The organism is Cognaticolwellia mytili, from assembly GCF_002104475.1.
Classification (GTDB): Bacteria; Pseudomonadota; Gammaproteobacteria; order Enterobacterales; family Alteromonadaceae; genus Cognaticolwellia; species Cognaticolwellia mytili.
The window spans coordinates 962,106-987,568 of sequence record NZ_NBOF01000001.1 but is presented as its reverse complement, the minus strand read 5'-3'; the positions used below and the strand labels follow the sequence as shown (position 1 = coordinate 987,568).

The 25,463-nt window shown below is 39.0% G+C and carries 28 protein-coding genes; 27 read left to right on the top strand and 1 reads right to left on the bottom strand.

Annotated features, from left to right (window positions below):
* The first annotated feature begins 19 nt into the window (after positions 1 to 19).
* The 13 genes from B7C41_RS04270 (at position 20) to B7C41_RS04210 (ending at position 15,908) form a co-directional block, all read left to right on the top strand.
* Positions 20 to 1,825, top strand: a complete 1,806-nt coding sequence (locus tag B7C41_RS04270) for an acyl-CoA dehydrogenase (RefSeq protein ID WP_085297540.1) — start codon at positions 20 to 22, stop codon at positions 1,823 to 1,825.
* A 354-nt stretch (positions 1,826 to 2,179) separates the two neighbouring features.
* On the top strand, positions 2,180 to 2,641 hold the full coding sequence (locus B7C41_RS04265) for a MaoC family dehydratase (protein WP_085297539.1): 462 nt from the start codon (positions 2,180 to 2,182) through the stop codon (positions 2,639 to 2,641).
* A gap of 89 nt (positions 2,642 to 2,730) precedes the next feature.
* A complete protein-coding gene (locus B7C41_RS04260; protein WP_085297538.1) occupies positions 2,731 to 3,651 on the top strand; it encodes an SDR family NAD(P)-dependent oxidoreductase in 921 nt (306 codons plus the stop codon).
* A gap of 125 nt (positions 3,652 to 3,776) precedes the next feature.
* On the top strand, positions 3,777 to 4,958 hold the full coding sequence (locus tag B7C41_RS04255; protein WP_085297537.1) for an acetyl-CoA C-acyltransferase: 1,182 nt from the start codon (positions 3,777 to 3,779) through the stop codon (positions 4,956 to 4,958).
* A gap of 37 nt (positions 4,959 to 4,995) precedes the next feature.
* The gene (locus B7C41_RS04250; RefSeq protein WP_085297536.1) at positions 4,996 to 6,651 is read left to right on the top strand and encodes an AMP-binding protein; all 1,656 of its coding nucleotides are present in this window, start codon (positions 4,996 to 4,998) and stop codon (positions 6,649 to 6,651) included.
* 115 nt (positions 6,652 to 6,766) lie between these two features.
* The gene (locus B7C41_RS04245; protein WP_085297535.1) at positions 6,767 to 7,819 is read left to right on the top strand and encodes a patatin-like phospholipase family protein; all 1,053 of its coding nucleotides are present in this window, start codon (positions 6,767 to 6,769) and stop codon (positions 7,817 to 7,819) included.
* Positions 7,820 to 7,866: 47 nt separating this feature from the next.
* Complete coding sequence (locus B7C41_RS04240) at positions 7,867 to 8,865, top strand: NADP-dependent oxidoreductase (protein WP_085297534.1); 999 nt, start codon at positions 7,867 to 7,869, stop codon at positions 8,863 to 8,865.
* Positions 8,866 to 9,046: 181 nt separating this feature from the next.
* Positions 9,047 to 9,778 (top strand): hypothetical protein, encoded by a 732-nt coding sequence (locus tag B7C41_RS04235; protein ID WP_235839593.1) that lies wholly within the window; start codon positions 9,047 to 9,049, stop codon positions 9,776 to 9,778.
* A gap of 74 nt (positions 9,779 to 9,852) precedes the next feature.
* Positions 9,853 to 11,967: a molybdopterin-dependent oxidoreductase gene (locus B7C41_RS04230; protein WP_085297533.1), complete on the top strand. Its 2,115-nt coding sequence runs from the start codon at positions 9,853 to 9,855 to the stop codon at positions 11,965 to 11,967.
* A gap of 15 nt (positions 11,968 to 11,982) precedes the next feature.
* Complete coding sequence (locus B7C41_RS04225; protein ID WP_085297532.1) at positions 11,983 to 12,909, top strand: DUF1295 domain-containing protein; 927 nt, start codon at positions 11,983 to 11,985, stop codon at positions 12,907 to 12,909.
* Between the two features lie 17 nt (positions 12,910 to 12,926).
* A complete protein-coding gene (locus tag B7C41_RS04220; RefSeq protein ID WP_085297531.1) occupies positions 12,927 to 13,760 on the top strand; it encodes an AAA family ATPase in 834 nt (277 codons plus the stop codon).
* 7 nt (positions 13,761 to 13,767) lie between these two features.
* Complete coding sequence (locus tag B7C41_RS04215) at positions 13,768 to 14,940, top strand: vWA domain-containing protein (RefSeq protein ID WP_085297530.1); 1,173 nt, start codon at positions 13,768 to 13,770, stop codon at positions 14,938 to 14,940.
* Positions 14,941 to 14,987: 47 nt separating this feature from the next.
* Entirely contained in the window at positions 14,988 to 15,908 is a 921-nt protein-coding gene (locus B7C41_RS04210; RefSeq protein WP_085297529.1) for a haloalkane dehalogenase, read from the top strand.
* A 97-nt stretch (positions 15,909 to 16,005) separates the two neighbouring features.
* Here B7C41_RS04210 and B7C41_RS04205 read toward each other — a convergent pair whose 3' ends face one another.
* Complete coding sequence (locus tag B7C41_RS04205) at positions 16,006 to 16,971, bottom strand: integron integrase (RefSeq protein ID WP_085297528.1); 966 nt, start codon at positions 16,969 to 16,971, stop codon at positions 16,006 to 16,008.
* A gap of 251 nt (positions 16,972 to 17,222) precedes the next feature.
* Between B7C41_RS04205 and B7C41_RS04200 the strand changes: the two genes are divergently transcribed.
* From B7C41_RS04200 to B7C41_RS04135, 14 genes are all read left to right on the top strand, one after another.
* Positions 17,223 to 17,435: a hypothetical protein gene (locus B7C41_RS04200; protein ID WP_085297527.1), complete on the top strand. Its 213-nt coding sequence runs from the start codon at positions 17,223 to 17,225 to the stop codon at positions 17,433 to 17,435.
* 158 nt (positions 17,436 to 17,593) lie between these two features.
* Positions 17,594 to 17,830: a hypothetical protein gene (locus tag B7C41_RS04195; RefSeq protein WP_085297526.1), complete on the top strand. Its 237-nt coding sequence runs from the start codon at positions 17,594 to 17,596 to the stop codon at positions 17,828 to 17,830.
* Positions 17,831 to 18,340: 510 nt separating this feature from the next.
* Positions 18,341 to 18,844 (top strand): hypothetical protein, encoded by a 504-nt coding sequence (locus tag B7C41_RS04190; RefSeq protein ID WP_085297525.1) that lies wholly within the window; start codon positions 18,341 to 18,343, stop codon positions 18,842 to 18,844.
* A 136-nt stretch (positions 18,845 to 18,980) separates the two neighbouring features.
* The gene (locus tag B7C41_RS04185) at positions 18,981 to 19,664 is read left to right on the top strand and encodes an AbiU2 domain-containing protein (RefSeq protein ID WP_085297524.1); all 684 of its coding nucleotides are present in this window, start codon (positions 18,981 to 18,983) and stop codon (positions 19,662 to 19,664) included.
* 115 nt (positions 19,665 to 19,779) lie between these two features.
* Entirely contained in the window at positions 19,780 to 20,319 is a 540-nt protein-coding gene (locus tag B7C41_RS04180) for a hypothetical protein (protein ID WP_085297523.1), read from the top strand.
* A 124-nt stretch (positions 20,320 to 20,443) separates the two neighbouring features.
* Positions 20,444 to 21,166, top strand: coding sequence for a DUF2971 domain-containing protein (locus tag B7C41_RS04175; RefSeq protein WP_085297522.1), 723 nt, complete (start codon positions 20,444 to 20,446; stop codon positions 21,164 to 21,166).
* Between the two features lie 110 nt (positions 21,167 to 21,276).
* On the top strand, positions 21,277 to 21,621 hold the full coding sequence (locus tag B7C41_RS04170) for a DUF3024 domain-containing protein (RefSeq protein WP_085297521.1): 345 nt from the start codon (positions 21,277 to 21,279) through the stop codon (positions 21,619 to 21,621).
* A gap of 461 nt (positions 21,622 to 22,082) precedes the next feature.
* Entirely contained in the window at positions 22,083 to 22,295 is a 213-nt protein-coding gene (locus B7C41_RS04165) for a hypothetical protein (protein ID WP_085297520.1), read from the top strand.
* Between the two features lie 115 nt (positions 22,296 to 22,410).
* Positions 22,411 to 22,833, top strand: a complete 423-nt coding sequence (locus B7C41_RS04160) for a DUF3592 domain-containing protein (RefSeq protein WP_085297519.1) — start codon at positions 22,411 to 22,413, stop codon at positions 22,831 to 22,833.
* A gap of 63 nt (positions 22,834 to 22,896) precedes the next feature.
* A complete protein-coding gene (locus B7C41_RS04155; protein WP_211279482.1) occupies positions 22,897 to 23,205 on the top strand; it encodes a transposase in 309 nt (102 codons plus the stop codon).
* An 8-nt stretch (positions 23,206 to 23,213) separates the two neighbouring features.
* Positions 23,214 to 24,059, top strand: coding sequence for an IS3 family transposase (locus B7C41_RS04150; RefSeq protein ID WP_328590764.1), 846 nt, complete (start codon positions 23,214 to 23,216; stop codon positions 24,057 to 24,059).
* A 53-nt stretch (positions 24,060 to 24,112) separates the two neighbouring features.
* Positions 24,113 to 24,400, top strand: a complete 288-nt coding sequence (locus tag B7C41_RS04145) for a hypothetical protein (RefSeq protein ID WP_085297518.1) — start codon at positions 24,113 to 24,115, stop codon at positions 24,398 to 24,400.
* A 123-nt stretch (positions 24,401 to 24,523) separates the two neighbouring features.
* On the top strand, positions 24,524 to 24,961 hold the full coding sequence (locus B7C41_RS04140; RefSeq protein ID WP_085297517.1) for a hypothetical protein: 438 nt from the start codon (positions 24,524 to 24,526) through the stop codon (positions 24,959 to 24,961).
* A 114-nt stretch (positions 24,962 to 25,075) separates the two neighbouring features.
* Complete coding sequence (locus tag B7C41_RS04135; RefSeq protein WP_085297516.1) at positions 25,076 to 25,381, top strand: hypothetical protein; 306 nt, start codon at positions 25,076 to 25,078, stop codon at positions 25,379 to 25,381.
* Positions 25,382 to 25,463 lie beyond the last annotated feature (82 nt).

Here is a 25,463-nt window from a genome sequence, read left to right as displayed (position 1 = left end):
AACGAATAAAGAGAATCGTATGGCAGCAGCAATGATAAATGAGCGTGATTTGGAGTTTATGCTTTATGAACTATTTGATAGCGAAGGGCTAATTGGCAGAGAGCGCTATCAAGACCATGATCGTCAAACATTTAATGAAGTTATTAATACGGCAAAAGCGATTGCAGAAAAACATTTTCTTCCTATTCGTCAGAAGCTAGATACTCATCAACCGACCTTTGATGGTAAAAAAGTGCATTTAATTCCAGAGCTTAAACCCGCTATTGCAGCGGTTAATGCTTCTGGTATTGGCTCTGCAACGGCAGATTATGAATTAGGTGGTATGCAATTACCGCCAATTGTTGCCAGTGCTGCAGCTACTTATCTTACCATTGCCGGTGGTGTTGGTATGGGTTACAACATGTTAACCACCGCCAATGCTAACTTACTACAAGCCCATGCTAGTAAAGAATTGATCGACACATGGGTAAAACCAATGTTAGACGGGCGCTTTATGGGCACCATGGCGATGACTGAGCCCGGCAGTGGCTCAGGTTTAGGTGACTTATCAACCAAAGCGGTAAAAGCAAGCGATGGCAGTTATCGAGTTTCGGGCAGTAAAATTTTCATTTCTGGTGGCGATCACGACTTAAGTGAAAACATTGTTCATTTAGTGCTTGCCCGGGTGCAGGGTGCTCCTAAAGGGGTAAAAGGTATTTCACTGTTTGTTGTGCCTAAATTTTTACTCAATGATGACGGTTCAATTGGAGCAGATAATGAAGTGGCACTTGCGGGCCTATTTCACAAAATGGGTGGTAAGGCGCAAACATCAACGGCATTAAGCTTTGGTGAAAAAAGTGGCTCTGTTGGTTACTTAGTCGGAGAAGAAAACCAAGGCCTTAAGTACATGTTTCATATGATGAATGAAGCACGCATTATGGTCGGTACCAGTGGCGCAGTTCTGGCAAATGCAGGTTTTCAGTATTCGCTCGATTATGCGAAAAACCGTCCTCAAGGGCGCTTGCCCTCTTGTAAAGACCCGTTATCACCTATGGTTAATATTATTGAACATGCTGATGTTCGCCGCATGCTTTTGGCGCAAAAAGCCTATGCAGAAGGTGCAATGGCACTGGTGCTTTATGGCACGCAGTTAAGTGATGATGAGAAAACTGCACCTTCACAAGAGCAACGTGAATATGCTCATACCTTATTAGATTTTTTAACGCCGATTATTAAAACCTGGCCTTCAGAATATGGACCAAAAGCCAATTCATACGCCATTCAAGTATTGGGTGGTCATGGTTATATTAATGAACATCCGGTGGAGATGTTTTATCGTGACAACCGCCTTAATGCTATTCATGAAGGTACCACAGGGATTCAATCGTTAGATCTTATTGCTCGCAAAGTACCAATGAATAATATGGAGGGTTATTTAGCAACCATAAGTGAAATGAATAAAACCATCGTAATCGCGAAGGAAATTGAAGGCTTAAATGAATTTTCAAGTGAACTAAAAAATGCGGTTAACACGCTAAACAGCACAACCGAATCGGTATTAAAAGCTATGTCGACTAAAAATATCGACCTTGCTTTGGCTAACTCTGTGAGCTACTTATCAATGTTTGGTCACGTGATTATTGCGTGGTTATGGCTAAAACAAGGTATTGTTGCAAGTAATGCTTTAGCTGAGCAACCACATCAAGACGATAAACATTTCTATCAAGGCAAGCTACAAGCCCTACAGTACTTTTATCGAATTGAATTACCACAAGTTGCTGTGTGGCAAAAAGTATTAGTGAATACTGACAGCACAAGCTTTGATATGCAGGCAGAGTGGTTTTAATAACCTAAGGTTTTTAAGTTAGCGTCAACTCCGATTAAAAAAATCGAATCAAACCAATGTGTGTTTTCGTAATACATTGTGGAGCTACCTAACTCAAAATAAAAAATATAAATTAAAAAACATTGTCGATAGCATTATCGATGATGTTTTTTTACTTTTAAGCTCTTCATTTATTTAACGTTCTCATCATTCTTTAAAACCCTTAACTATTCGCACTGTAAATATATAGATATCAAAACTATTCATTTGTTTAATTTTACCGTCCCGATTAGCATGAGTTATCGCTTAAATTTCATTCATAGCAATATTCGACATGTGAACAACTAACATATGAAGCATAAAGGGACAGTGAATATGCCGACAGTTATCAATAGAGAAGAAATAGCCAAATTTATTGGCTTTGAAGCCGAACCAACCGACTGGCATCAAATAACTCAAACACAAATTAATCAATTTGCTGACTGCACATTTGATCATCAGTTCATTCATGTGGATGAAGAAAAAGCACAAGCAACGCCATTTGGTTCAACAATTGCTCACGGTTTTTTATCCTTATCTATGCTGTCTCATTTTGCTGAAAGTTTCAGTGTCATTATTGATGGCTTTTATATGGGGCTAAATGCAGGTTTCGATAAAGTTAGGTTTTTACAACCCGTAACGGTGAATAGCCGGGTACGCGCTCATGCTAAAACTCTATCAATTGAAGAGAAAAAGCCCGGACAATTTCGTTTATCTACCCAAGTCACTATTGAAATTGAAGGTTGTGATACTCCAGCGTTAGTTGCCGAGTGGATTTCAGTACAAATGGTCAAGTAACGCCTTTTAGGTAAATAAAAGTAAAAAGTTTAATACCGTTAAAAATTAAAAATTAAAAATTAAAAATTAAAAATGTTTAAGGAAAAAATATGACCATCAGTTTCGCAGGACAAGTCGCGATTGTAACCGGTGCAGGTAACGGTTTGGGGCGTTCGCATGCATTGGAATTAGCAAGGCGTGGCGCAAAAGTTGTTGTCAATGACTTAGGCGGTGCTCGTGATGGTAGTGGTGCGTCAAGCGCAGCATCACAAGAGGTTGTTCGTTTGATTGAAGAAATGGGCGGCGAAGCTATCAGCCATGGTGCTAATGTTGCTAATTTCGACGAAGTGCAAGATATGGTTACGCAAACCATGAGTAAGTGGGGGCGTGTTGATATTCTGATTAATAACGCTGGTATTTTACGTGATAAATCATTTACCAAAATGAGCTTAGAAGATTTCAAATTAGTGATGGACGTGCATGTTATGGGTACCGTCAATTGTACGAAAGCGGTTTGGGATATTATGCGTGAGCAAAACTATGGTCGTATTGTTATGACCACCTCTTCTAGCGGCATGTACGGTAATTTTGGCCAATCGAACTACGGTGCGGCAAAAATGGCGGTTTTAGGCTTAATGAATACGTTGGTGCTTGAAGGGGCAAAAAATAATATTCATGTTAATGCCTTAGCACCAACAGCAGGTACTCGCATGACCGAAGATTTAATGCCTGAAGAAATTGTTAAAGCCTTTGCGCCTGAAGCGGTAACGGCGGGTATGTTGACCTTATGTGATGAAAAAGCGCCAAATCGCTTTATTTTATGTGCTGGTGCTGGTGGTTACTCAAGTGCCAGTATTTTTGAAACACAGGGCTGTTTTATTCCCCAAGCTTCACAAAACCCAGAAACTGTACGTGAACATTGGGATGAATTGATTGCTCAAGATAAGCAAGCATCACTAGCATCGGGGGCTAAACAAGGTGAAAAATTTGTTATGAAAGCAATGGCGTTTATGAAGTCTCAGCAGCATTAGCAACAATAAAAATATTAATTACCATTGACCAAAGACTTTACACCTAAGTCTTTTAAACGTCAGCAATTTGAAAGTTAAGTAGCTTTAATCCATAAAATATAAAAATTTACTCAACAGGAATTATCATGAGAGAAGCCGTCATTGTATCAGCCGCACGTACCCCGATTGGTAAAGCTTATCGCGGTGCTTTTAATGATTTATCAGCGCCAACCTTAGCAGCAGTTGCAGTAAAGGCTGCTGTTGAAAGGGCAGGAATTGATCCAAATGAAATTGACGACTGTATTTTCGGCGCGGCGTTAACCCAAGGTAACCAAGGTATGAACTTTGGTCGTCAGGTAGCAATGGCGGCAGAGCTACCGGTTTCAGTGCCCGGCATGACGATTGATCGCCAATGTTCATCAGGTTTAATGTCAATAGCCACGGCGGCAAACCATATTGTTTGTGATGGTGCTAACGTAGTTATTGCTGGCGGTTGTGACTCTATCAGTTTGGTACAAAACGATAAAATGAATATGCACCGCGCCGTTGACCCAAGCGTCAAGGCATATCGTCCCGCTATTTATATGCCGATGTTAGATACTGCAGAAGTTGTTGCGAATCGTTATAGCATTTCACGCGCACAGCAAGATGTTTACGCGCTGAAATCTCAGCAACGCACCGCACAAGCGCAAGCTGATGGTAAGTTTGATGATGAAATTGTGCCAGTAACTTGTACTAAGTTAGTCATGGATAAAGCTAGCGGTGATATCAGCAAAGAGTCGGTAACATTAACGAAGGATGAAGGTAATCGACCATCAACTAATTTAGATGGCTTATCAGGTCTAAAAGCCGTCAAAGATAATGGTTCAATTACCGGTGGTAATGCCTCGCAGTTATCTGACGGTGCTGCGGCTGTTGTGGTGATGGAACGCGAATTAGCACAAGAGCGTGGCTTAACACCGTTAGGTGCATATCGTGGTTTAGTGGTTGCCGGTTGTGAGCCTGACGAAATGGGCATTGGTCCTATTTATGCTATTCCAAAGCTACTTGAGCGAAATGGCTTAACCATGGACGATATTGGTTTATGGGAGATTAATGAAGCTTTCGCGGTACAAGTGCTTTATTGCGCGGAAAAGCTCGCTATTCCAGAAGAACGTTTAAACGTTAATGGTGGGGCAATTTCTATCGGTCACCCTTATGGCATGAGCGGCACTCGCATGGTGATGCATGCGCTAATTGAAGGTAAACGTCGTGGCGTTAAGTATGTCGTGGTCAGTATGTGTATTGGCGGTGGTCAAGGAGCAGCAGGATTATTTGAAGTACTCTAAGCTAGAACAACAATAATTAAAATAAGAGGAAAGCATTGTGGAAAAAATTTGGCTCGAAAAAAGTTACCCACCAGGCGTAGAATTTGAAATAGATCCTGATAAATACAGCTCTTTGGCGGAGCTATTTTTCAAGTATACCAAGCTGTATAACAGCAATACTGCCTTCATTAATATGGATGTCAGTATTAGTTATCAGGAACTAGCCCAACAGGCCACAGACTTTGCTGCATATCTACAAAAAGATCTCGGTTACGTTAAAGGTGACAAGTTCGCGATAATGATCCCCAATACCTTACAATATCCAATTGCATTGTTTGGCGCGTTAATCGCAGGTTTGACTGTGGTAAACGTCAATCCGCTTTATACACCTCGTGAATTACAACATCAGCTCAAAGACTCCGGTGCAAAGGGCATTCTTATTCTAGAAAATTTTGCGCATGTGCTAGCGAAAGTTATCGATGATACTGACGTTGAACATGTGATCACTACAGGTGTTGGTGATCGGTTAGGTGCTTTAAAAGGCACATTAATAAACTGCGTGCTTAAATATGTTAAAAAACAAGTGCCTGCCTATAGTTTACCTGATGCAGTAAAGTTTAATAATGCGATGGCTAAAGGCAGTAAGTTAAGCTTTAGCCCTGTTGAGATTAATGGCGCTGATCTAGCATTTTTACAATATACCGGTGGTACCACAGGTCCTTCAAAAGGCGCCATGCTTACGCATCGCAACATGGTTGCTAACATTGAACAATCAAATGCCGCAACTAAGAATGTCTACGTTGTTGGTGAAGAAATCATGATAACGGCATTGCCGCTTTATCATGTCTATGCGTTAACCTCTAATTGCTTAGCCTTTATGCCCTTTGGCGGTAAAAATTTACTGATCACTAACCCGCGAGATATGGCAGGTTTCGTTAAAGAGTTGGCTAAATATCCTTTTACCGCTATTACCGGGGTAAATACCTTATTTAATGCGCTTTTACATACCCCGGGATTCGATAAGCTTGATTTTAGCTCATTAAGAGTTGGCTTTGGTGGTGGTATGTCGGTACAACGCCCTGTTGCTGAACTTTGGGAAAAGGTAACAAACACTCACCTTTTAGAAGGTTATGGCTTAACTGAGTGTGCACCGTTAGTTTCAATGAGCCCTTACAATCAAGAAACCTACAATGGCACCATTGGTCTTCCTGCATCGTCAACAGATGTACGATTAATGGGTGACGATGGCAAAGAAGTTGCTATTGGCGAACCTGGCGAAATGTGGGTAAAAGGCCCGCAAGTGATGAAAGGCTATCACAACCGCCAAGATGCAACTGATGAAGTATTGAAAGACGGTTGGTTAGCAACAGGTGATATTGCCACCATGGATGAAAATGGCTTCTTTACCATTGTCGACCGTAAAAAAGACATGATCATTGTTTCTGGTTTCAATGTCTTTCCAAATGAAATTGAAGAAGTGCTCGTTAGTCACGAAGGTATTTTAGAAGCTGCTGCGGTTGCTGCGCCAAGCGAGGTCACCGGAGAATTGGTGCGAGTATTCGTAGTGCGTAAAAACCCTAGTTTAACTGAGCAAGATGTTCTCGATCATTGTGTTGAACTACTGACAAACTACAAACGGCCGAAAGAGGTGGTGTTTTTAGATGAATTACCGAAAACCAATGTCGGTAAAGTATTACGAAAAGAACTTCGCTAATGAGTACTGAATAGCGCTTATCGGGTGTTGAGTGGGTATTGAGAACGATACCCGCTAACTTTCACCCATAACCTTCACCATAATCACTCACCATTAGGATGATGTTAAATAAAACATGTTAGAAATTTACGCCGGTGAAACGGCTTTAAACACTATTAAAGAAAACGGCTTTTCGCCAAATATTTTCAATAACTTTTTAGGTGCCAGTGGTGGACCTAAGTGGTTTGTTTTATATGGCTTAGATAAATACTTTTTTGGTGACTTCTTTAAACACCAACAACAACCATTAAATTTAGTTGGTTCAAGCGCTGGCGCTTTTAGAATGGCATGTTTTGCTCAGGCTGATCCCGTTGCCGCTATTGAACGACTCGCAAAGCATTATAGTGAAACAGTTTATTCAACTGATGCTAAACCGACAGAAATAACCGAAAAAGCACGAGAATTATTAGACATTCTATTTGGTGATTCTGGCGCCAATGAAATCATCAATAATAAAATATTTAATGCCCATTTTGTTGTTGCTAAGTGTCGAGGTTTTGTTGCTTCTGAAAATAAGTTGGTGCTGGGCTTAGGTTTGTTAATGAGTTTATTGCGCAACAGTGTTGATCGCTCGTTAATAAAAAGCCAATACGAACGTTATGTTTTTCAGCATCAGGCAAGCCAATTACAACTTCATGACCCTGATAATATCGCGACAACACGTTTAGCTTTTACGGAAAACAACATTAAAGATGCATTACTTGCCTCAGGTGCTATTCCTATGGTGATGCAAGGGATAAAAGATATTGCTGACTGTGAAAACGGCATGTATCGCGATGGCGGCATTATTGATTATCATTTTGATGTTGCGCTAAACGGACTAACCTTGTATCCGCATTTTAGCTCAACACTAAAAGCCGGCTGGTTTGATAAAAAGTTATCAAGAAGTGTCCGAGCTCAACATTACGATAAAACTGTATTGGTTTGTCCTTCACAACAGTTTATTGATTCACTGCCTTATGGAAAAATTCCTGATCGTACGGACTTTACCACTTTAGAGCCAGAGCAACGTTTACAGTATTGGAAACGAGTATTTTTGGAAAGTGAGAAATTGGCAGAAGCCTTCAAAAGCTTCTACCAAGAGCAAAACATTAGCAAGATAAAGCCTATTAGCCAGCTAGTGGCTTAACTATTAAATAAAAATTCGTATAAAGAACTTAAAAGAGAATTAAAAATATGACTACTTATACCGCAATAAACTTAATCGCTCGTCCAAGTGGCGGTCCAGTTGGTCCTGAACTGTTTGAAGTGGTCACGAAAGACCTGCCAAGTGTTGGCGAAGGGGAGTTTTTAGTTAAGCAAAATCATATGTCGCTTGATCCAGCAATGTTCGGTTGGATGAGTCCAGATACTGAAAGCTACATTCCGCCTGTTGAACTAGGCACCGTAATGCGTAGCTCTGGTGTCGGTGAAATTGTTGAAAGTAATCACCCCGACTTCGCTGTGGGTGACCGAGTGATGGGTATGATGGGTTGGCAAGAATACTTTTTAAGTAATGGGGTTGGCTTAAATAAAGTCACCGCACCATTACCTGACGAAGCAATATTATCTGTGTTTGCCTTACCGGGCTTAACGGCAACACAAGGACTGTACAGTATTGGTAAGCCGAAAAAAGGTGAAACAATTGTAGTTTCTGGTGCTGCAGGCTCTGTTGGTTCAATTGTTGGCCAGCTAGCTAAAGCTGACGGTTTAACCGTTATTGGTGTTGTTGGTAGCGATGAAAAAGCTGACTGGATTGTTAACGAGCTAGGCTTTGATGGCGCAGTGAATTACAAAACTGATGACTTAGCAGCAAAGCTTGCTGAATTAACGCCAAAGGGTATCGATGTTTATTTTGAAAATACCGGCGGTCCTATTCAGCACCATGTTTTCGCGCGCATGAATGCTCATGGTCGTATTGCGGTATGTGGTTTAATTGCTGACTATCCAAAGGCTGAGCCAGACTTAGCACCAAATTGGATACCGATCATCAAAAAACGTTTAACCGTGCAAGGCTTTACCATGCCAGACCATTTCGGTGAAGTACCTGCGCTTTTAGCCAAGTTAACGCCTTATGTAATGAAAGGCCAAATTAAGCATCGTGCTCATGTGTTACAAGGGCTTGAGTCGGCAATGACAGGTTTAAATTTGTTCTTTACGGGTGCCAATAAAGGCAAGTTGATCGTGAAATTATAAACGCGTTAATACCTAACTAACCTCAACTAGCTTTATTGGATGGCGTTGCTTAAGCCGAGTTGAGATTAACTAGCCACAAGGTAAATAGTCGCTAAGTAACAATTTACTTTGCGGCTAATTTAACCATCTATTTAGGTCGGGATTTAACGAATACATTTAAGCCAACGAACTGGAAATTAACATGATCAATTTAATAATAAAAAGAACACTGCCATTGGCTTTAGCCTCTTATTTAATGTCATTACCGACATACGCCCAAACCAACAACGTAAAAGAAAACGCTACCGCAGCATTTGAAACACTTAAATCGACGGTAAAAGAAGCGGTAACCACGCTCAAAGAAGTCGTTTCTAATGAAGAGGTTCCGAAAAAAGGCTTACCGGTAAATATTACTGAAGAAACCTTTAGTTGTATTCGAGATATGACGCCGGTAAGACATTTTTATGTTGATAATGTTTTAGGTGATATTAAAGCTACGCTGACTGCTGCGAATAACCCCGAAGGCGCTATTTATCCTGCAGGTTCAGTGGTGCAGCTTGTGCCAACTGAAGTGATGGTAAAACGCGAAGCGGGAACGTCACCAGCAACCGGTGATTGGGAGTTTTTTGAATTGCAAGTCGATGAAACGGGCTCAACTATCGCCAAACGAGGCTTTGTTGATGTAAATAATCGCTTCGATGGTAACTGCTTTGCTTGTCACGCACCAGCGCGTGAACCTTGGGATTTTATCTGTGAATCTGACCATGGTTGTGATCCTATTCCTATTGACCACAAAATGACCGGTGCTTTACAACGCTCAGACCCTCGTTGTGGTGACGCTGTACCTGAATCAGGTGACTGGATGGCGCTTTTCAAGCTTAAAACCATGGTTTCTATTGGTTTAACCAAGAAATGGTTTGAAGAGACGTTTTAAGCGAGAAATATAGCTTAAAACTTTTTATAAGATATGACCCAAGCCCATTTTATGTATCAACTTTAGGTAAAAGCATGACTGACATTAAAACACATTATCGTAATTGCAATATTTGTGAAGCCATGTGTGGCTTGGAAATTCAGTATAAAGACAAAGAAATATTGTCTATTAAGGGTGATCAAAAAGACCCATTTAGCAAAGGCTATAACTGCCCTAAAGCTACTGCGTTACAAGACTTTTACAATGATAAAGAGCGTTTAAAAACTCCGATTAGACGCACAGCAACAGGTTGGGAAGATATTTCTTGGGACGAGGCTTTTGAAGAAATAACCGAAAAGTTTAGTGCTATCCAACAAGCACATGGAAAAAATGCCTTGGCAATATATTTAGGTAACCCCAACGCCCACAGTTTGGGCAATGGTTTATTTTTAAAACCTTTTATGAAGTCGCTCGGTACCATTAACCGATTTAGCTCTGCATCTACAGACCAAATGCCACATCATGTTGCTGCTAATTTTATGTTAGGGGCGGGTATGTTGATACCTGTGCCGGATATTGACCGAACTGATTTTATGTTAATTATTGGCGGAAATCCTGTGGTTTCAAACGGTAGCATGATGACAGCACCTAATGTTATTGGTCGAATGAAAGCTATTCAAAAACGCGGTGGTAAAGTAGTAGTGGTTGACCCTCGGCGCACACGCACGGCAAAAATTGCGGATCAGCATTTGTTTATTCGCCCTGAAAAAGATGCTTTATTACTTTTTTCGATGATCCACTGTGTTTTTGCCGCGAAAAAAATTAACTTACGCCACTTATCTTCAATGGTTGAAGGGGTGGAAAAGCTAGAGCATTTAGCAAAAGATTACGCGCCTGAAACTGTTGCTGAATTTGTCGGTATTGAGGCCAATGCTATTCACGCTCTTGCTAACGATATGATGACTGCAGATTCAGCGGTTTGCTACAGCCGCATGGGCGCATCAACGCAAACATTTGGTGGTTTGTGCCAGTGGCTAACCAATGTGCTAAACATTGTTACCGGTAATTTTGATCGTGCAGGTGGTGCGATGTTTCCACAGCCTGCATTTGACATGATCAGAAATCATAAAAAAGGTCATAAAAGCTCATTTGGTCAATACCACTCGCGAGTAAGAAAGTTGCCATTTTTTAATGGTGAATTTCCAGTGGCGACATTAGCAGACGAAATTTTAACCCAAGGTGAAGGACAAATAAAAAGCCTGATCACCATAGCAGGTAATCCGGTTCTTTCAGCGCCAAGTGGTGATAAACTTGCTGATGCTTTTGACAGCTTAGACTACATGGTGTCGGTAGACATTTATCTCAATGAAACCACCAAACACGCTAATATTATTTTACCGGGCACAACCGGTGTTGAAAATTCGCATTTCGATATTTTCTTCAACTCATTTTCAGTGCGAAATACTGTTAAATACTCACCGCCATTGTTTGAAAAAGAAGAAAACCAACGTGCTGATTGGCAAATATTGGCAGAATTATCAGCCCGCATGGCAGGCGTGCCGCTTGATCATAAATCATTAAAAATTACGCCTGAAATGATACTCGATATGGAATTAAAAAATGGCCCATACGGTGAGCAAGGCATGAGTTTACAAAAGCTGATTGATAACCCACATGGTATTGATATTGGCCCGTTAATGCCTTGTTTAGAAGCGCGCATTAAAACCGAAAATGGAAAAATACATATACTCCCACAATTATATGTTGATGACTTACCACGTTTAAATGCGGTAATGACAAAGCCTGCGCGCGATAACCAATACCCGTTTGATTTAATTGGTCGGCGTTTAGTTAAAAGCCATAATACTTGGACACAAAACTCAGACCGCTTAGTGAAAGGTAAAAACCCCTGTACGTTGGAGGTAAATCCAGAAGATGCAAAAGCGTTAGGCATCAGCAAAGGCCAGATACTCAAAGTCAGTTCAATTAACGGCGCAGTTGAAATAGAAGCCGTGATCACTGACGACATACAAAAAGGCGTGGTGAGCATGCCGCAAGGCTGGGGACATAATCAAAAGGGCACAAAAATGTCAGTGGCTGCCACGCAACCGGGTGTCAGTATTAATGACTTAACCGATGCCAACCGTGTTGATACATTAACCGGAAATGCTGCACTTAATGGTACGCCTGTCGCCATAGCAGTAGCCTAAGGGAATTAGCATAAGATGAAGTACTTTTCACCGTTGTTTTTGTTTATTGCCGGTTGGTTTTTACTATTTTTCACTGAAACGTTAGCCTTTATCGGCTTTATTAATGGCACATTGCAGTTGCTATTATTTACTTTGGTGGTTTGTATTCCTGCATGGCGCACAGGGCGCATGTCATATGTTGATATTGGCTGGCCTTGGGGTCTTACCCTAATTGGCGTGCTGACTTGGATTTATGGCGAAGGTGATAGTACTCGCGTTGCCATTGTCAGTATCGCGTATATTTTTGCTGGCAGTAGAATGGGGCTTGGCGCGTTAAAAATGTGGAAGTTAGGGTATTTAAAAACTGAATTTCCGCGTTATGAATATCAAAAGCGTCGCTGGCAAAAAGCAGGTAAAACCAATACCGCGCTAGCCATGCAAGTTGAAGCTATTTTACAAGGCTTAGCCAATGCTTCGTTTCTTGCCATGCCAGCCTTTGTTATTGCAACAAATCCTGATGGAAATATTTCAATATTCGAAATAGTCGGTATTATTGTCTGGTTGAGCGCCTTTGCCATGGAAACACTGGCTGATATGCAAAAATTAGCGTTTCTTCGTAAGATGAAAAAATTAGGTGAGAAAAACAAAGTCTGTAATGTCGGCTTGTGGAAATATAGCCGTCATCCGAATTATTTTGCCGAATGGATGGTGTGGAACGGCCTTGTGATTGCCGCTATTCCTTCTTGGTTAACCCTCTATCAACAAGAGTCGTTAGTTATTTGGCTGTTATTAGGTATTGGTGTGCTGCTAGCCTCAAGAATGATGTACACCACCTTAGTATTTTATACTGGCGCGGTACCGTCTGAGTTTTATTCACTGCAGAAACGTCCAGAATATAAAGCGTACCAGCAAACAACGAATATATTTTTCCCCGGCGCTAATAAAAGTAAAAGAACATCATAAATTTATAGGGTAAACCCATGTTTAAAAGTACAGATAATTACATTGCATCCGATGATCTAACAATGGCGGTTAACGCAGCCATTGCGTTAGAGAAGCCTTTATTAATCAAAGGTGAGCCTGGAACGGGTAAAACACAGTTAGCAGAAGAGCTAGCAAGCTCATTGAATTGTAAACTGTATCAATGGCACATTAAATCAACCACCAAAGCGCAACAGGGCTTATACGAATACGATGCGGTATCTCGATTACGTGACAGCCAATTAGGCGACGAACGTGTGCACGACATTTCCAACTACATCGTTAAAGGTAAGTTATGGCAGGCATTTGAAGAAGAACAGCGGCCGATTTTATTGATTGATGAAATTGACAAAGCTGACATTGAATTTCCAAATGATTTATTACAAGAGCTCGATAAAATGGAGTTTTTTGTATATGAAACTCAGCAGGTGATTAAAGCCAAGCAACGTCCAATTATTATCATCACCTCCAATAACGAAAAAGAGCTGCCTGATGCCTTTTTACGTCGCTGTTTTTTCCATTACATTAAGTTTCCAACCAAAGTAGAAATGGCGAAAATAATTGATGTGCACCACCCAAATGTTAAGCAAGACTTATTAAAACAAACCTTAGAAGTGTTTTTTGATTTAAGAGAGCTTAACGGTATCAAGAAAAAACCGTCAACGTCAGAATTAATCGACTGGTTAAAATTGCTGATCTCAGATGATATTGCCCAAGATGTATTGCTGAACAATAAGTCAGACATTATTCCACTCTTTGGCGCGTTATTAAAGAATGAGCAAGATGTTTCGCTAATTGAAAAGCTGGCCTTTATGAGCAGAAGAAACGGGTGATCTAACTGTGTTTATTGATTTTTTTCTCACCTTAAAAAAGCACAAAGTACCGTGCAGTTTACGTGAGCTGTTAGATCTTATCGCGGTGCTTAAAAAGGGGGTGATTTTTGCGAATATTGACGACTTTTATAACCTGGCTAAAATTGTCATGGTAAAAGATGAAATACATTACGACAAATATGACAACGCCTTTGCTGAATACTTTAAAGGCATAGAAAATATTGATGTTTTTGACCAAGTTTTACCAGAAGATTGGCTGCGTAAGGAATTTGAAAAACACTTATCGCAAGAAGAAAAGGATAAGCTTAAAGCGCTAGGTGGCCTTGAAGCGTTAATGAAAACTTTAAAAGAGCGCCTTGAAGAACAAAAAAAACGTCATGCCGGTGGTAATAAATGGGTAGGTACTGGTGGCACATCACCATTTGGCGCTTATGGTTATAACCCAGAAGGTATTCGTGTAGGGCAAGATAAAAACCGTAACAATAGTGCCGTAAAGGTTTGGGATAAACGAGAGTTTAAAAACTTCGACCAAGACCGTGAATTAGGCTCGCGAAATATCAAACTAGCACTAAAAAAACTGCGTAAGTTTGCCCGTACCGGCGCTAGTGAAAAGCTCGATATTAATACCACGATACGCTCTACTGCACAAAATGGCGGTTTGCTTGATGTTCATATGGAGCCTGAGCGTCATAATGCTGTAAAAGTGCTGATGTTCTTCGATATTGGTGGCTCAATGGATGAATATATTCATACCTGTGAAGAACTGTTTTCAGCGGCCCACGCGGAATTTAAGCATTTAAAGTTTTTCTATTTTCATAACTGTTTATACGAGAAAGTTTGGCAAGATAATCATCGTCGTTATCAAGAAACCATCGACCTTGAAGAAGTTATTCGAACCTTTGGCTCAGATTACAAAGTTATTTTTGTTGGCGACGCGACAATGGGGCCGTACGAGATTATTGCCCGTGGCGGTAGTGTTGAACATTGGAACGAAAAACCGGGTGTTGATTACATGAACCGCGTACTGAGTCATTTCAATAAGGTTGCTTGGTTAAATCCGCAGCCTGAAACGCATTGGTCTTATCATCATTCTATTTCTGTTATCCAACAAATAGTAGCTAACAAAATGTATCCGCTGACGGTTGACGGTATTGGGCGTGCGATAAAAGAAATCAGTTAGTTTTCTATCAAGTTAACTGACTGAAAACAGCAACAATGAGAGAGATTATGGAATTTTTACGTACAGAAGACAGCTGCTTCGAAGATTTGCCGGACTATAACTTTTCACCTAACTACTTAATGGTTGATGACGGTGAAGAAGGAAGATTGCGTGTTCATTATCTTGATGAGGGCCCACAAGATGCAGAGCCAATACTATTGATGCATGGTGAGCCAACGTGGAGCTTTTTGTATCGTAAAATGATCCCTATTCTGGTAAAAGCGGGGCATCGCGTTATTGCACCGGATTTAGTTGGTTTTGGTCGCTCAGATAAGCCGACTAAACCCGATGATTATACCTATCAGCGTCATGTTGATTGGATGGCGTCATTAATGCGACAACTTGAATTAACAAGCATTACACTTGTTTGCCAAGATTGGGGCGGGCTTATCGGGTTACGTTTAGCGGCCGAAAACAGTGCATGTTTTTACCGAATAGTAGCTGCTAATACCATGTTACCGACAGGTGACCATGATCCCGGAGATGCTTTTAAACAATGGCAAGTTTTTTCGCAAGAGGTACCTGAATTTCCAACCGGTAAAATAATTAGCCAAGCGACAACAACAGAGCTTTCTTTGGCTGTAATTGCTGCCTACGACGCACCATTTCCTGACGAAAAATATAAAGCAGGGGCTCGACAGTTTCCATTACTAGTGCCGATCACTCCTGATGACCCGGCATCAGAAAAAAATCGCGCAGCATGGCAAGTATTATCACAATGGCAAAAACCATTTTTAACTGCGTTTAGTGATTCGGACCCTATTACGGCGGGTGGTGATAAACTGATGCAAAAACTTATCCCTGGCACAAAAGGGCAAAAGCACACCACGATAGTTAATGGCGGCCACTTCCTGCAAGAAGATCAAGGTGAACTATTAGCTAAGGTTGTGAATAATTTTATTGCTGATAATAACGATGTTAATGATTAAGTTCACAAAACAGTTAAAGAAAAAATGGTTACATATGGTAAGGCCGTTTCGCATGTATAAAGTGGATTGGCTTTGGGGACTGAAAGGTGTAACACCATTACATCAGATCAGATAATGGACTCATAACCCCATTAGCACCGCATTCTATAACATGAGTATAAATTTGCGTTGTTTTAACGTCGCTGTGGCCTAATTGTTCTTGGACTGTGCGAATATCGGCGCCTCGCTGTAATAAATGTGTTGCGAAAGAATGGCGTAAAGTGTGGCAAGTAATATGTTTATCAAGACCGGCTTTTATTGAAGCAACTTTTATAGTTTTTCTAATCGCCGTTTCATTAATATGATGGCGCCTGACCCTATTAACCTCTGGATCTAAGGACAGTTGGGAAGATGGAAATAAGTAATGCCAATTGAAATCAGTGCAGGCACTTGGGTATTTTCTCGCTAAAGCAAAGGGTAAATATACGCCAGAGTAATCTGGATTTTTTACATCGGTAAGATAATGGTATTTTGAGAAGGCTATTTGCGCTTTTAAACTAGAAGTTAATTCTGCTGCCAAGGTAACTCGGCGATGCTTCCCTCCTTTACCGTTCCAAACCTGAATAGAATTATAATTAAAATCAATGTCTTGAATCCTAAGTCTTACGGTTTCCATCAGTCGTAGGCCGCTACCATACATTAACTGACAGAGTAATAGATGTTTTGTGTTAACAAAGCGAAATAACGCTTTAATTTCTATAGGTGTGAGTACGGTAGGCAGTTTAGGCTGTACTCGCGATTTATTAAAGTTCAGCTCCATGCTAAGTGGCTTATCCAAAATATGTTTATATAAATAACTTAATGAATTTAATGCTAAAGCTTGAGACTTAGGTGCTAGATTAAGGCTATTTGAAAGGTAGTTCAAAAAGCGTTCAACTTCACTATCGTGACAATTATTCGGGTGCTGTTTATCAATAAATATAATATAGGCTTTAATCCAATATAAGTATGACTCGATCGTTTTTTTAGCGTACCGGCTAGTCCACATATTTTCTTTAATATGTGACAGAAATTCAGATTTCATCACTTTCTCTTTTATTTTCCTTTTACTGTATCTTTGTCCAGTATAGGTTGTATTCTCCTTTTTGGATAGAAATCGAGAATTTGTCTCGCTTTCTCGAGTGAAATAGAGATTGAAATTAGATTAAGGTATTGAAGGTAAAGCTAAATGTAAGTATATTGAAATGAAATTTTATATGTTTTTAGGATAGATTCACTAAAAGAAAGCGTGATCTAATCCTACTAATAAGTTGTTATATTTATCAGGAGAATCAGGTGAGAGTTGGTATTTCAATTGTTGTTTTATTGTTGGTAAGTTTTTTTGCACTGAGCTTTCCTGCTGAAGCCAATGGACCTGCAGTTAAAAAAAGTAAAAGCGGTATTTGTCACAAAAAAGGCAGTACTTATTATGCTAGAACTAAAAAATTCACTTCATATCCATCAATGAAGTCCTGCCTTAAAAGTGGTGGCCGTAGACCTAAAAGATAAATATAACAAGGGTTTTCAATTCGGACAAATTACAGTTGGCTTTTTGTTCGTACCTCACTTATTTTAGCCAACTGCAATTTGCCGCTTAAAACGGCGTTATGTGTTTTTCATATTGGGCACGTAAGTTTTCTAATCAATTTTCACAAAGGAAGTAATCGGTGAGTTTAATAACTGATAATGAAATAAAGAGTATTGTTAAAAAACATATGAGTTTTGCTATTTTCTTAGTAGTTGTGCCAATTGTTTTCATACAATTAATTGCATATTTTTCGGGTGATGCTCAATTGAATAATTTATTGTTTTATATTGCCCCCATTTCTTCTGTTGGTGCATGTGGATATTTCATCCAGCGTGTACTAATCGATATAAATGCAAGTAGAGCAGTAAACACATAACAAAGGTTTTCAAGTCGGACAAATTACAGTTGGCTTTTTGTTCGTGCCTCACTTATTTTAGCCAACAGCAATTTGCCGCTTAAAACGGCGTTATTTGGCACCACGAAATCAGTAAAATATTTATTTGTAAAATCGGTGTTTTGTAAATGTGTTTGGTGGGTTACGCCTTAGTTTTCGCCTATACGGTTTAGTTCAATACGCTAATAGGCTTTACTGTTTTAAAGACACTTTGCCGTAAAGCCATTATCTTGTTCAGACTTTTGTGTTGGGCTCAAAGTTCAGGGTTTGGTTAGTCGTGGTGCTGGGCACTTTTTGCTTCTACGGTCGGGCTGCCAATAAGTTAAAAGCGCTTGTTATCATTAGTGTTTATCGCTAGCATCAAATAACAAGGCAATTAAACAGGGACAAAAAAAAGTTTGCTTTTTTCGTTCCTCAAAATTTTAGCAAACAAATTTTTGCCCGTTAATATGGGCGTTAGGTCTACTATTAAGGACAGGTGTTTAAATTAGTATGAAATCAGAAATCCCAAATTATCAAGTAAAAGACTCTGCTGATCAGTACATGGAAGCGTGGAAGATTTTGAATCAGTTACTACCTGGTTCTGGGGTCTTATTGCCTCTACTAAATACCGGAGTAGTTGCAATTGAACTCTATTTGAAATGTATGTCTTCTCAGGATGTGTATACACCTCTAGGTGCAGAAGAGGGGATTAGTGTTGTTACTGCAAAACCTCAACAATCAGGACACAACTTAAAGAGTATTTTTAATAAAGTTCCAGAAGAATACCGACGTGTAATAAAAGAACTTTATGCTACTAGCCCTAAACAAAATCCTTATAATTTTGAGCAAGAAATACGCGACTTTGATAATGATATTTCAAACCTAGAAGGAGCTTTTATGCAATCACGATATCCATACGAAAAAGGATTTGATATCACGAAATTTGATATTGAAATACTTGATGGTTTATGTGTTTTTCTTAGCAGCTTCGTATCGGGCTTACAAAATAAATAAGTCACACTATGTAGTTAATTAGACCTAACAAGCTGTTAAACAAGGACAAAAAACAGTTGGCTTTTGCTCCTTCGTCGCTATTTTAGCCAACAATTTTTTGCCTGTTAACAGGGCGTTATGTACTTTGAGGTTAGCAATGAGAGTAGAGCAAATAGCTAAGTTCCAAAATCAGGTTGATTCAGCGGTTTTTGGCTATTTAAACATATTAGAGCGGAAAGAATTACTTGCCGTTTCAATTGAGCTAAATAAGTCATTAGCTTGCCTTGAACCACTAATTTGTAAAAGCATCCTAGCGATTCAGGATACTTTATATTCCTCATTGATGGTTGAAGTACATGCTTGGTTATTTGATAAATCAAGTAACTCATGCAATCTAAGTCTTTATGGTTTACTAGAAAAGCTGGCTGATAGTAAAACCAATACAAAGCATCTAAAAAGTTACTATGTTAAGCCACCAAAAACCATTGATATTGGTGGAGCCAATGAAAGTTGGCATCAACACTTTATAGAAGGTCGCGAAGATAAATTTGAAGCTTGCTTCATGGATTGTAAGTTTAAAATTGAGACGTTGCTTGCGTCTGAAGAAGCTAAAAAAGTAATATCTCTACGGGACAAAATGCTTGCTCATAAAGATGGGCACTATGATGTCAAATCAAATGGCCATACAGTAGGTGATGTGTTTTATTTATTAGAAAATATGAAGTCAATCTTGCTTGATTTGAGTGCCTTAATGACACGTACTAGTTATCCAATTTTACAGTCTGAAGCGCATGCAAAAGTAATGGCTAAAAAATTTTGGGAACATGTGGCACGTACATAACAAACTAATAAATAAGGACTAAAAACAGTTTGCTGTTTTCGTTCCTCAACATTTTAGCAAACAATTTTTAGCCCATTATTAGGGCGTTAGCTGTATCTCAGACTAGGATGTCAATATGACAAAATTTGAAATTGCCATATCTGCTGTATTATTAGGTTTTATACTAAGTCAATCCGTTGATTTATTTAAATACAGATGGCGAATCTCTCGTAAAAAGAAAGCGATAAAAGACGAAGTCAAAGAGTTGGCAGTGGAATTCGATGAAAGAATCTCTCGAATTGGAACAATTTTAAATGACATAGCTAACGAAAAGCTTAGCGGTATTCCTACACCTAGTATTATTCCCGATATTATTTACAAAAATCACTATGCGGAAGTAGCGCCTTTCTTCAAACCTAGTGAACGTAAAGCAATTTCTCTAATTTATAGTGGTGTAAATAATTATAACGAAGAAGCCGAAAATAAGAACTCACCTGATCTTCATGCTAAGAAAAAATCACTCGTGGAGCTATATTATTATTGCCAAATGGGTAAAACATCAGCTGAATACTTTAATAAATATGGTGGTAAAAATTTACTCCACAAAGAGCATTCTAAGCTAAAAGAGATCAATGAAACTGTTAACACATTTGCAAGTAAACATATAACACAGTAGGTTTACATACAGCTAACAAGTCATTAAAGCAGGACAAAAAACAGTTGGTTTTTGCTCGTACCTCGCTTATTTTAACCAACTATTTTTAGCCTCTTAATGAGGCGTTATATTTTGAAAGGAACTCATGCGCACATCAACATCACTCTTCAAATACAGAGCATTCAATAAATCTTCTATCGAGCTATTAGTTAATAGAGAATTGTGGTTCGCTAAACCAGAAACACTTAACGACCCATTTGAATGTCAGCTTTCCTATGAGCGTGTTTTGGAAGCGGTATGGAATAAAAAAGAAATTGCTGAACAGCAACAAAACAATCTAAAAGATGAACTAGATAAAAGACTTTCTGAATTAGGTATATGTTCATTTAGTCGTACTCGTAAAAATCAATTGATGTGGTCACATTACTCTGATGAACATCGAGGTTTCTGTATCGGCTTTAACGAGAACACCTTAAAAAATACAAGTGAGCGTTTCCACTCAATCCCTGTAGATTATCAAGCGGACTTACCATATAAAAAAATAATAGAGCGCTTTGAATACTTTGAAAGTAATGAACCATTAAATAATAAAATTTCTGATATTTATGGTGATATTCTTGGGTCAGTAATAGGTACAAAGTACACAAACTGGAAATATGAAAAAGAAACACGATTAGTAACTTATGAGTTTGGTGCTTTAAAGTTTGAGCCTAAATCGGTAGTTTCGATTGCATTTGGGTTAAGAATGGCAGATAGAGATAAAGTTACTTTAAAAAAGTTGCTTAACTCACCTGAATGGAGTCATATAAACTGGTTTCAGGCTGAAAAAGCCAAAGATAAATTCGGATTGGAGTTTGTCAAAATATAACAAGGGTTTTCAAGTCGGACAAATTACAGTTGGCTTTTTGTTCGTGCCTCACTTATTTTAGCCAGCTGCAATTTGCCGCTTAAAACGGCGTTATAAGTTTCGAGGTTTTCGTGGCAATCAGTGAGTTTGAGTTATTCAAAGTAGAAGCGATCGCAAAGAAATTCTGTGGGGATAGAAATCAACACTTTCCTCCAGAGCAACTTTTTATTGACTATAAAATGGAAGAGCAAACCTTATATATTTTGGAGGTTCGCCCTAAATGGAATGATCCAGCCGTAAAAACGGAGTTGTTTGTTGCTAAATTTACCTATGTAAAAAAAGATAAAATTTGGAAACTATATTGGCAGCGTCAAAATATGAAATGGCAACAATATGAACCTAATGGTATTAATCAGCATTTAGAGCCATTAATCCAAATTATTAGCGAGGATCCCCAAGGATGTTTTTGGGGGTAAAAACTTATAACAAGCAATTAAACAAGGACAAAAAACAGTTGGCTTTTGTTCCTTCGTCACTATTTTAGCCAACAATTTTTTGCCTGTTAATATGGGCGTTATGTGTTTCGGTAGTTTGTGTGCATCTTAAAAGCATTTTGTGCATCACGACTACGTTGTTTAGATAAGGAGGTTTAAAATGTTTGGTCAGTTATTTATTTTTATAATTGGTATATGTAGCTTGATTATGGGTATTCAAGATGGCGATTATATTTGGGCTTTCTGTGGTCTAGTCATGTCACTATCAGGCGTCCATCTTATATATAAATTGAAAACAGGTAAAAACATCTGGGATAAATCAAACACATAACAAGTAATTAAACAGGGACAAAAAACAGCGGGCTGTTCGCTTCGCTCCATTTTAGCCCACTATTTTTTGCCCGTTAATTGGGCGTTATGTAACTTAATAAGGTAAGCAGATCATGGAAGGTTTTGTTGTAATAATTTTGTTTTTGACCATAGGGTTATTTTGGTTAATTCCACTAGTCTTGTTAATTAAATCAGATAGAACATCAGGTGGTACAAAACTTCTCTGGCTTTTGGTGTTTTTGTTTATTTCTTGGTTTGCATGGTTAGCTTATATTTTTCTTGTGCCCAAAAACCAACCAGTTAAAAAGTTTGCTAATACTCAGTAATCGTTACATAACAAGCCACTCAAGCAGGACAAATAACAGTTGGCTTTGTTCGCTCCGCTCTCTATCATAGCCAGCTATTATTTGCCTCTTAGTGGGGCGTTAGGTAACACGGAAGATGTCGAGCATAATTAATCGCATGAATAACAGTTTAAAGGTTAGTTACCTTTATCTATTGCTTGGCGTCATAGCGTTTATTGTCGGCATTTTTGTTACTACAAATACCATCGAGTTTACTCAGCAAGCAATTAATACCAAAGGTAAGGTTTCTAATTTGGTTGTTGTTGAAACAAAAATTTATCCCGAAGTAACATTCTCAAGTTCTTCAAATGAAACTCATAAATTTATATCTAATTCTGGTTGTAAGCCTGCCTGTTACAAGAAAGGTGAAAGAGTAAATGTTTTATATTTGCCAAACCAACCGAGTCAGGCTCAATTAAATTCGTTTGTGTCACTTTGGGTACCAACTTTACTTACTTGTGGCATAGGTTTAATCTTCATAGCTTTTAGCTTATTGCAAATAAAACGGCTTAAGGTGTAAAGTGTTACCCATAATTAGTGGACACCTTCTATAGTTAGATTATGTCTAACATTGAGGTGACACATGACGAAGAAACAAACCCAAGCATATACTGAAGAATTTCGTAAAGAAGCTGTGCGTCGAGCCGAGCAAAAAGGTAATACTGCAGCCTCTGTTGGGCGAGAATTAGGTATTAGTGCACAACAAATCTATAACTGGCGTCGTCAGTTTAATCGTCTCTCAGACAAACAATTCAACTCACTCAACGGTGTCGATTATTCTAAAAAAGAAACCGAAGAAGTGCGTAAACTCAAGCGAAAGCTACATGAATTAGAACAAGAAAATGAGTTCCTAAAAAAGGCTACTGCGTACTTTGCGAAGCACCAAGAGTAAAGTACGCACTGATTAATGAATTCAAACAACGATTCACTGTAGTGTTAATGTGTCGTGCGTTGAAAGTCTCACGGTCTGGCTTTTATCGCTGGTTAAGTAGCCCTGATAGCCGTTGGCAGCTAAAACGTCGATTGATAACGGCTAATGTGCTTGATGTCTATGCGAGGTTTAAAGCGCGTTACGGTGCACCACGCATTGCTAAAGAGCTCTCAGCCTTAGGCATTAGTTGCTCAAAAAACTACGTGGCTAACATCATGCATAGCGAAGGATTACGAGCGCGTAACGGTAAAGCCTTTAAGTACAGTCGTCATAGCCCTGCGATGATTAACGTCGCGAGGAATGTATTAAAGCGGCAGTTCGCTGTGGATAAGCCTAATCAAAAATGGGTGACCGATATTACCTATATTTGGGTGAAAGACCAGTGGCTCTACTTAGCCACAGTCATGGACTTGTTCTCTCGCAGTATCATTGGCTGGTCACTAGATTTGACGATGACGGAGCAACTTAATACAGATGCGCTGCAGATGGCCTTTGTTCGTCGGGATATAGCGCCAGGGCTGATTATTCATTCAGATAGAGGTGTGCAATATAGGGCAGTTAAATATCAAGACTTAATACGTAGCCAAGGTGGTGTGGTGAGTATGAGCCGCCGAGGTAATTGTTGGGATAATGCAGTGATGGAATCTTTCTATAGTCGCTTGAAAGTAGAGCTAATTTACGCTGAACAATACCGCTCGATTGATGAAGCCAGATCGGGTATATTTGAATACATTGAGGTTTTTTATAACCGTTTACGTAGGCATTCAGCCTTGGGCTATGTCAGTCCTGCTGAATATGAGCGCATTGGCGCATAACCAGTGTCTACTTTTTATGGGTAACACCAACGTTTAGTCAGGATTGGAGTTCAATGGACGGTCAAGTAATCAAAATTCAGCGAAGTGGGTATCTGATAAAAGCTTGGATGTTGTTTGTAATGTATTTACAAGTGGCTCAGTATTATCAAACAAATATTTTGGATTTTGGCGAACTAGCTGCCACCTTTGGAATACTTTTTTTCCTCCGCGGTCTTCTACTAAATCCATTATTACTCGCATCACCTTTAAAAAGTTGCTTTAAATCAGGCTTCAGTTTTACCAAAAGTAGTTACAAATATTTTCTACTTGCTGTAGTTTTAATAGCAGTTGGTGCACTGTAAAAAACGTATAACAAGATATTAAACAAGGACTAAAACTGGTTGGCTTTAGTCACTTCGTTCCTAAATTTAGCCAACCAATTTTAGCCTGTTAATGTAGGCGTTAGGTGTTTCTCAGGTTTAATTATGAAATCATATATTGGTGGAAAGTACATACCGTTAAAGCTAGTTTTATTTCCATCATTAGCTATGTTTGCTGCGCTTTTTTTCTTATTAATGCCCATTACGTTATCTATTAAAAGTGTACCTTTTGAAAACTGGCCATCCGCGTTTTGGATGCTGACTTTAATTGGGTTAACAATGGTCGGTTTCTTTTCAACTATGGCGTGGGTGTTTTGCGAGCTTTGCGCTTCTAATTTTTCACGTATTAAAGCAGCAATAACTTTTGGCGTAATAAGCCCGTTCGTATTCATTTTAATGTTAACGTTAGTAGCAATGACAAAAGGTCATGACTTCTTATCTGGTATTAATATGCCGCAAGGTATCGAAAACATTGCAATTTTAGGTGCTAGTGCTTTTGTTTTTGCTGTTATTATCTTCTGGCAAAGTACTAAAAACACCTAACAAGAATTTCAAGCGGGACTGCTAACAGTTTGCTCGGTTCCGCTTCGCTACACATTTTAGCAAACAATTATCAGCCCCTTAAATGGGCGTTAGCTTTATCAACAAGGAAGTTCCATGAAACAAATCACAACTACATTTAATATTTATTCCACATTAGCTCTTATTACAGTTTGGTCAATATTCGAAGCTTTATTTAGTGAGCATCAAAATGTAAATACATTAATTGATGATTTAACCACTAGTATTTTTTTAAAGGCTCTAATATTTATTTGCTTATTTATACTTGCAGCTATGATTACTTCTAAAGTTTTCAAAGAAATTTGGAATCGTTTTATTTGTAATGTATTTGAGAAAAGAGAGATTACAATAAATGAATCTTATGCGGTTTGTTTTTTAATTACGCTTGTATTTGTACAGTAAAGCTAACAAGCGCTTCAAACGGAAAAAATACAGTTGGCTGTTTCACTCCGTTCACATTATAGCCAACTACGTTTTTCCGCTT

Bases quoted from the DNA above. Each gene is read 5' to 3' on its own strand.
- B7C41_RS04270 (WP_085297540.1), top strand. From the start codon at position 20: ATGGCAGCAGCAATGATAAATGAGCGTGATTTGGAGTTTATGCTTTAT.
- B7C41_RS04265 (WP_085297539.1), top strand. From the start codon at position 2,180: ATGCCGACAGTTATCAATAGAGAAGAAATAGCCAAATTTATTGGCTTT.
- B7C41_RS04260 (WP_085297538.1), top strand. From the start codon at position 2,731: ATGACCATCAGTTTCGCAGGACAAGTCGCGATTGTAACCGGTGCAGGT.
- B7C41_RS04255 (WP_085297537.1), top strand. From the start codon at position 3,777: ATGAGAGAAGCCGTCATTGTATCAGCCGCACGTACCCCGATTGGTAAA.
- B7C41_RS04245 (WP_085297535.1), top strand. From the start codon at position 6,767: ATGTTAGAAATTTACGCCGGTGAAACGGCTTTAAACACTATTAAAGAA.
- B7C41_RS04240 (WP_085297534.1), top strand. From the start codon at position 7,867: ATGACTACTTATACCGCAATAAACTTAATCGCTCGTCCAAGTGGCGGT.
- B7C41_RS04235 (WP_235839593.1), top strand. From the start codon at position 9,047: ATGATCAATTTAATAATAAAAAGAACACTGCCATTGGCTTTAGCCTCT.
- B7C41_RS04230 (WP_085297533.1), top strand. From the start codon at position 9,853: ATGACTGACATTAAAACACATTATCGTAATTGCAATATTTGTGAAGCC.
- B7C41_RS04225 (WP_085297532.1), top strand. From the start codon at position 11,983: ATGAAGTACTTTTCACCGTTGTTTTTGTTTATTGCCGGTTGGTTTTTA.
- B7C41_RS04220 (WP_085297531.1), top strand. From the start codon at position 12,927: ATGTTTAAAAGTACAGATAATTACATTGCATCCGATGATCTAACAATG.
- B7C41_RS04210 (WP_085297529.1), top strand. From the start codon at position 14,988: ATGGAATTTTTACGTACAGAAGACAGCTGCTTCGAAGATTTGCCGGAC.
- B7C41_RS04205 (WP_085297528.1), bottom strand. From the start codon at position 16,971: ATGAAATCTGAATTTCTGTCACATATTAAAGAAAATATGTGGACTAGC.
- B7C41_RS04190 (WP_085297525.1), top strand. From the start codon at position 18,341: ATGAAATCAGAAATCCCAAATTATCAAGTAAAAGACTCTGCTGATCAG.
- B7C41_RS04185 (WP_085297524.1), top strand. From the start codon at position 18,981: ATGAGAGTAGAGCAAATAGCTAAGTTCCAAAATCAGGTTGATTCAGCG.
- B7C41_RS04180 (WP_085297523.1), top strand. From the start codon at position 19,780: ATGACAAAATTTGAAATTGCCATATCTGCTGTATTATTAGGTTTTATA.
- B7C41_RS04175 (WP_085297522.1), top strand. From the start codon at position 20,444: ATGCGCACATCAACATCACTCTTCAAATACAGAGCATTCAATAAATCT.
- B7C41_RS04165 (WP_085297520.1), top strand. From the start codon at position 22,083: ATGGAAGGTTTTGTTGTAATAATTTTGTTTTTGACCATAGGGTTATTT.
- B7C41_RS04160 (WP_085297519.1), top strand. From the start codon at position 22,411: ATGTCGAGCATAATTAATCGCATGAATAACAGTTTAAAGGTTAGTTAC.
- B7C41_RS04155 (WP_211279482.1), top strand. From the start codon at position 22,897: ATGACGAAGAAACAAACCCAAGCATATACTGAAGAATTTCGTAAAGAA.
- B7C41_RS04145 (WP_085297518.1), top strand. From the start codon at position 24,113: ATGGACGGTCAAGTAATCAAAATTCAGCGAAGTGGGTATCTGATAAAA.
- B7C41_RS04140 (WP_085297517.1), top strand. From the start codon at position 24,524: ATGAAATCATATATTGGTGGAAAGTACATACCGTTAAAGCTAGTTTTA.
- B7C41_RS04135 (WP_085297516.1), top strand. From the start codon at position 25,076: ATGAAACAAATCACAACTACATTTAATATTTATTCCACATTAGCTCTT.